We start from the raw sequence: 6,643 nt of genomic DNA on the forward strand, positions 1-6,643 counted from the left end.
TCTGACAGGCATCCGGTGCAATGGGCAGTTTTCTTCAATACGTGAGGCTGGGCGCTCTTTACCTTGAGCGCCAAGTCCACTGAATTGAAGAAGGTCTGTGATGAGTCTGATGATGTCCATGGCGGCGTTCGCGCTGGTCGCTTCGATAACGCCGGGGCCGGTGAATATTGTGGCGTTGGGTTCCGGGGCGCGGTTTGGCTTTCGTGCCAGTCAACGGCATGTGGCGGGGGCGACGCTGGGGTTTGTCTTGCTGCTGGTGTTGATGGGCCTGGGGCTGCACGAACTGTTGCGCCTGTGGCCGATGCTGACGCAGGTGGTGCGATGGGCGGGGGTGGCGTTTCTGTTGTTTATGGCCTTCAAACTGGCCACCGATGACGGGCGGCTGGAGGCCAAAGATTCGGCCAGGGCACCGTCGATGCTTTACGGGGCGCTGATGCAATGGCTCAACCCGAAAGCCTGGCTGGCCTGTGTCGCGGGCATGGGCGCGTTTGTCGCTGATGGTGAAGCGCGGCTGGTCTGGCAGTTTGCGGCGGTGTATCTGGTGGTTTGCTACTTGTCGGTGGGCTGTTGGGTGTATGCCGGGACGTTTTTGCGCGGTTATTTGAGTCACCCGGGGGGGATGCGTTGGTTCAATCGCAGCATGGCGTTGTTGCTGGCGGGGAGTGCGGGGTATCTGGTGTGGGCCTGAGCGCCGCAGAACGAATCCGCGCCCCGTAAGCCGGGGCACGGAATCAGGTGTTAAACGTCAGCGGATACCGCTCAGTAAATCGACCACCTCCCTTGGCAGTGGGGTAAATCGGCCGGAGCGCAGTTGGCTGATGGCGTACAGCGCACTGGCGGTGCGACCGTTGCCGTCGCCAAACCCCTGAAAGCCGATAACGGTCGAGAGCAGGTGTTTATCAAAGTGTTGATGGGCTGTATCCAGGGTTTTCAGATGCTGTTCCATCAAGGCATAACCGGCGATGCTGCCGGTGTATTTGGTGGGTTGGCCAGCGTCGCGCACCTTGCCCGCGACGGCAGGTGCAAGCAGGTCGTGTATGTGCGTAATGACGTCTGGATCAGTCAAGGATTTGCTGTTGCCTGCATACTCGCGCAGTACTGAAACGAAGCTGTCGAAGTCATTGGCTTGGGAGGATGCACCATTCGCCATCCAGGCTCCGGCTCTGTGTATCGGGTCGGTAAAACCCTTGGGATTGAACGCTGCCTCCGCTAATACAGCGTTGTAAGGCGGCTGACCCAGGTCCAGTTTCAACAGGTTTTGTTGATGGTTGCGCAGATAGATGGCTTTTTTGGCTTCAATCTCGGCAACGTCAGCCAATGTGTCGAAATAATCTTGTGCCGTGAGCAGTTTATTGGTGTAGCTGGTGGGGTGTGTGGTCATGAACGCGGTCAACACATCTTCCAGCGCCTTTTGGCCGATCAGCGCGCCCAGTTGTTGCGCTTGCTTGCTCTGAAGCGTCGCATCTCTGGCAGCGCTATTGAACAGGTGTTGCAACTCGGCAGGGTCGGCACCTTTTGGCAGGGGAATGGTTTTGTCACTCAGGCGCGCCACCACCTCTTCGAGGGTGGTAATGCCGTCACTCTTGAACAACGCCCGCGCATGGGAAACGGTGTCCAGCGACATGCGGATCCGCGCGGCTTCGCCGGTGTGATCGAGGGCGCGCAGCAGGTTGTAGGAATGCGCACCGGTCAGGTGGTGCAGCTGCGACCTGGCAATTTGCGCCGCCCCGACCGCATGCCCGCCGAGTTTTATCGCGCCTCTGCCGACCAGTTTCAAACCGCCCTTGATCAGGGTCGGCACGCCATCCAGCGGGTTCAACAGGGAAGCGACGGTGCGCGTGCCAATCCTCGACGCGGACAACAACTTTGTGGCCAGGGACGCGCTCTTGCCAACAGCCTTGCCCACTTGTACCGGTACGCTGGCGAAGACAAAGGCAACCACCGCCGCGTCCATCACGCAACTGGCGATCGCGTCCCGTTGCCTGGCCGGAACACCTGAAGACAAGCCCTCGATGCAGTCCTTGAACGGAATGATCAAATTGAGCAGCGTGTTAAAGATCACATCGAACTTTGCCGCCGCCAGCTCTTGTTCTGTGCTGTCACGGCCCATGTCCGCCAGTTCACTTTCGGTCAGGAAGGGGTGCTGTTCAGCGATCAAATTACTGATGGCTTTTATGCGCTCGGCATTGAAGTAAGCCATCGGTCTGTCGGCGTGAGTCGGGTGCCAGGAACTGTCGAACTCACCGATCTTGCGCACGAACACCGAAGAGGTTGCATCACTGCGTGGCGCCGCGTTCTTGAAGTAGGCATCCAGATCCAGTGGCGCATCCAGCAGGCTGTTGTCTTCGACGAAATTGCTGCGCGTGCCATCTTCATCGTAGGCAAACAGGTATTGACCGACTTTCTCCCTGAGTTCCGGCGTGCTCCGGCATTTAGAGCGCAGCGGGAACAGTTCGAAGCAGCGCACCAGCGTGCCTTGAAGTTCCGCACAAATAATCACGCCGTAACGACCGGTTCGCTCCCGGGTCGCCTCGGGTATCGATCCTGCGTCAAAATGCGGTTTGTAGGCTTCTACGCGGTAGATCGCCAACCGCCCGTGTTCGATAAATTTCCTGTTGGATTGTGTGAGCTGCGACAACACGTAGCGAATGGTGGTCGAGAGGCCGGCTATCAAGTCGTTGTAGTGATTGTGCACGGCGGTTTCGTACAAATCGGCCACCGGAAACAGCTCCTTGAGTCCCGCAAATTCCTGATAAATATCGCGGCCCCGGATACGCCCCCAGTCTTGCGTGTGAAGCTGGTCGCTCATGTACAAGTCCAGCACCGACACTTCCCGTCCGCCACCGCCGCCGGAGCCCCGGTGCTTGACTAGCCGTTCATGCGGGTTGCAGGCCGGTACACCTGACGTCAGCGCCTTCAAGGCGAGGGCTTTGCGCCGGGGAATCGGCCGGTTGATCGCATTCAGCGCAGTGGATAGCGCCTCGACGTGTTCGTTATAGGCCTCGATGCCTTGATTGATCGTTTCGAGGCTCAGGTTGCCGTCCGCGTCGCGCTGGATCAGGCCATTCATCAACGCCCACGTGACAACCGGATCAACGCCCGCCATGGCGTGCAACTCGTTGAGTTGCGGGGTGAGCTCGGAAATCGGGCTAAAGCCCAGCACGTGTGCGTAGGTCATACGCCGGGCCGCACCGGGAACCACGCTTTCGGCCAGGCCCACGGCTTGGCTCAGGATGACCCAGCCCGGGGTTCCAACCTTCAACGAAGGGGGCAGGTCGCGCACCAGATACGCCGGCGCCATCCCCGCCAACACCAGTTCGGCCACCAGAGGGGCGATGAGTTTATGGAGCTTGCAGCGCTGAATCAGATGCGCTTCCAGGTCGCTGCGGATATCGGAGGGCAGGCGCTGGACATGGTCTGATGCGTAGAGCTTGAACCCGGCAAATGTTGTATTGGCCGTGTCGATGTCGGGATCGAGGTCCAACAGCATGGCGGCGACCAGCAACTGATTGATCAACTGTTTCGACGGCTTGGCGCCTGATTCGTCGGCGAACCAGCCCAGCGCATCCATGTAGTTCTGCCCGGTTTCATCCAGCAGGCCGGCGTCGCTGATCAGCCGTTGCAAGCGGTACTCGAGGCTTTGCGGCTGCTTGTCCGATCCTGCGTTTTCCAACACCAGCGATGCGCCGAAGTAGTCGGCCAACGGCATTTCGTTGCCGGTCAGTTGCGCGGTGATGTCACGAATAATTGCGCGGTTGTTCTTGGTCAGCGCGAAGGGCGAATCTGCTGGCGCGTCCAGCAGTTCCCAGTAGTTTTCCGTGTCTGGCATAACGGCAAAGTTAAGCAGGTCAATCAGTGCTTTAGTACTTTCTTCATCGGTGGGCAGTGGCAAGTTATGAAAGCGCAGCCATTGGCCAACGGCAATTCGATCATTGGACGATATAAAACCACCGGTCATCCTGGCCATCTTTGCCAGCAACTCAAGATCTTGTGCGAACCCGTTAAGTTGGTTGACATGAGAGGTGATATCGACGCGTGCGAAGAAGTGGTTGGAGACATATTCAGAGGCATCGCCCGGAAGTGCGGAAGAGCTGATGTCTTCCCGGACGTGATAGAGGCGGCCTTCTTGGTCAACCTGGAAACTGGCCGGTTCGGGAATGGATTGTTCGGCCCGGACTGCCAGGAAGTCGGCTTGGCGAACCCTTTTCGACAGGATAAAAGCGCTGCTGTAATGAACTTCATGGAACGCGGAGTTGGGGACGCAGGACACGGCCAATTGATCCCAGGGCCAAGCCAGTGTCCGGTGGACATACTCGTCGGCCATGGCGTTAGTGAGCGCTTGGGTGATTGCCATTCGTTGGCGTTCATCGCCGGAAGTCAGGGTGGCCGGTTCTTGCAGTTGCATGACGTGAGTTCCATCTTCGAGTGAATGAGAGCGTTCCCTGGCTGGCGGGAACTACTCGTCACGCTAATGGAACTGGCGCGCACTGTCGTTTTGGCTATATGTCCGTATATGTATAAGGCCATCGCAGGAAGAGCAAAGTGTCGATTGGCGTGCCAGGTCACTTGGTAGGCTGATGTATTGCCACATGTATAGGCAGTTGTTTATCTGGCTTGTTTTTATTGATGGCAGCCGATGTCAACTTCGATATTGCCCCGGCGTCGCCGCCAGATGCTGTTTGAATACCCGTTGAAAGTGCGCCTGATCGGCAAATCCGGCTTCAAGTGCCACATCGGCAATCAACTTGCCGCTGCGCAACTGCTCCCGGGCGAACTGGATGCGCCGGTTGAGCAAAAACGCATGGGGCGTCATGCCGTAATGCTGCTTGAACGCGCGAATCAGGTAGGACGGCGACAACTGCGCCGCCGCGCAAATATCTTCCAGCTTGAGCAGTTGCGTGCAGTTGTCGCGGATGTACTCGGCGGCCCGCTCCAGTTTGAAATTGGGCTCGCGCAGTGTTTGCTCGCCAGGGTTGAGGCGCTGCTGCACGTCGGTGAAAAACTCCACGGCGGCGCTGTGTTTTCGCAGTATGTCTTGCTGACCATCGACCAGCACGGCGTACAGCTCATTCAGACTCGCAAACAGACCGGCGTCGTGCAGGTGGGTGATGGAAAACCGCCGAAACGCCTGGTCGTGGCTGAACCCCAACTGATGCTGCAAGTCGGTCAGCCACGGCGTCTCGACGTAGAGCATCAGGTACGACCAGGGCTGGTCGTCGATGGGGTTGCAGGCGTGGACATCGCCGGGGTTCATCAGCACCACGGTGCCGGCACTGACCTCGAACGCCGATTGCTCATGCACATACGTGCTGCGCCCGGCGGTGATCGCGCCGATGGAAAAATGCTCATGGGAATGCCGGGCGTAGCAGACCTCGCGGCCATCGGCGATGGCCCGGGCCTCGATGAAGGGCAGGGCGTCGTCGCGCCAGAAGCGCGGGGCTTTATCGGCATCTTTGGCAACGGTGTGCTTCATCGTCGGCGTCCTGGCAGGTCAGCGCACGAGTGTATTAGCTCTCGCCGTGAAAGGCGCGTTGCAGTTCGGCGATGTCGAGTTTTTTCATCTGCATCATCGCTTGCATGGCCCGTTGGGATTTGACCGTATCGGAATCCTTGAGCATCTCCATCATCGCTACCGGGACGATCTGCCAGGACACACCGAACTTGTCCTTCACCCAGCCACATTGCTCGGCCTCGGGGACAGCGGACAACGCGCCCCAGAAATGGTCGACTTCTTCCTGGGACTGGCAATTGATCTGGAACGAAACCGCTTCGTTGAACTTGAATAAGGGGCCGCCATTGAGGCCAGTGAAACTTTGTCCATCGAGTTCGAAACTCACGGTCAGTACCGAGCCTTCCGGGCGACCATGAAACTCGAATCCGGCCTTGCCGTAATGGGTAATGGCGGTGATTTTCGAGTGATCGAAGATCGAGCAATAAAAGTTGGCAGCCGCTTCGGCCTGGTCGTCGAACCACAGGCAGGGGGTGAGTTTTTGCACGCGTTGCATGGCGCTTCTCCTCTACGGGTCAATTACGCTGGATTTTCAGCGTAGTCAGTGTGTAGTCGGTTGGCGGTGCCGTAGATCGACAAGTCGCAGCGCGGTCCGTTTATCGTGAGACTTGCCGCGACCTGCACGGTTTTCGTCAAACAGAACTGTTCAGAATTGCGCCAGAATCGACAACGCAGATCCCTTGCTGGGCGTAGTCAGAATGACTTTTGGTGAGTCGAATTGACAACTTTCGGGTTGGGTCATTTTGACTTCTATGTTGCTAACTTACTGATTTATAAATCTATAAATCCTGGCACGGGTTTTGGATTAACAGACGTACAACTGAACGGCTTCAGGAGTACGGAAAAATGTTCGATTTCTTCAACAATCCCCAGAACGTTCTGCACCTGTCGAGCAAAGTGTTGGGCCTGGGCTTGGCCCTGCTTTTAGTCGGCATCTACGGCGCCTACCTCTACGGCGGTCACTTGCCCATTGTGGCGCTGGTGTCGATGCACGCCATGACCATCATCGGCCCGACCTTGCTCAAGATTGGCTACGTGATGCGGCTGCTGGCCCAGCATCGGCTGAGCGTCCACCCTGTCGCGGCCATGGCATAAAGCACAACCTTGTAGGAGCGAGGCTTGCCCGCGAAGGCG

General features: G+C 57.9%; 5 protein-coding genes. 2 read left to right on the plus strand and 3 right to left on the minus strand.

Features of this window, described 5'->3' with window-relative positions:
- Nucleotides 1-100: 100 nt before the first annotated feature.
- Nucleotides 101-688 (plus strand): LysE family translocator, encoded by a 588-nt coding sequence (locus BK667_RS31375; RefSeq protein WP_123599909.1) that lies wholly within the window; start codon nucleotides 101-103, stop codon nucleotides 686-688.
- Nucleotides 689-745: 57 nt separating this feature from the next.
- Here the strand turns inward: BK667_RS31375 and BK667_RS31380 are convergent, their stop codons facing one another.
- From BK667_RS31380 to BK667_RS31390, 3 genes are all read right to left on the minus strand, one after another.
- The gene (locus tag BK667_RS31380; RefSeq protein WP_123599910.1) at nucleotides 746-4,405 is read right to left on the minus strand and encodes a hypothetical protein; all 3,660 of its coding nucleotides are present in this window, start codon (nucleotides 4,403-4,405) and stop codon (nucleotides 746-748) included.
- Nucleotides 4,406-4,639: 234 nt separating this feature from the next.
- Complete coding sequence (locus BK667_RS31385) at nucleotides 4,640-5,473, minus strand: AraC family transcriptional regulator (protein ID WP_123599911.1); 834 nt, start codon at nucleotides 5,471-5,473, stop codon at nucleotides 4,640-4,642.
- A gap of 34 nt (nucleotides 5,474-5,507) precedes the next feature.
- Complete coding sequence (locus tag BK667_RS31390; protein ID WP_123508587.1) at nucleotides 5,508-6,005, minus strand: VOC family protein; 498 nt, start codon at nucleotides 6,003-6,005, stop codon at nucleotides 5,508-5,510.
- Between the two features lie 350 nt (nucleotides 6,006-6,355).
- On the opposite strand from BK667_RS31390, the gene BK667_RS31395 reads away from it, so the two are divergent.
- Entirely contained in the window at nucleotides 6,356-6,604 is a 249-nt protein-coding gene (locus tag BK667_RS31395) for a transmembrane sensor/regulator PpyR (RefSeq protein WP_123508586.1), read from the plus strand.
- The last annotated feature ends 39 nt before the right edge of the window (nucleotides 6,605-6,643 follow it).

It is taken from the genome of Pseudomonas frederiksbergensis (assembly GCF_003732705.1).
In the GTDB taxonomy this organism is placed as follows: Bacteria; Pseudomonadota; Gammaproteobacteria; order Pseudomonadales; family Pseudomonadaceae; genus Aquipseudomonas; species Aquipseudomonas frederiksbergensis_F.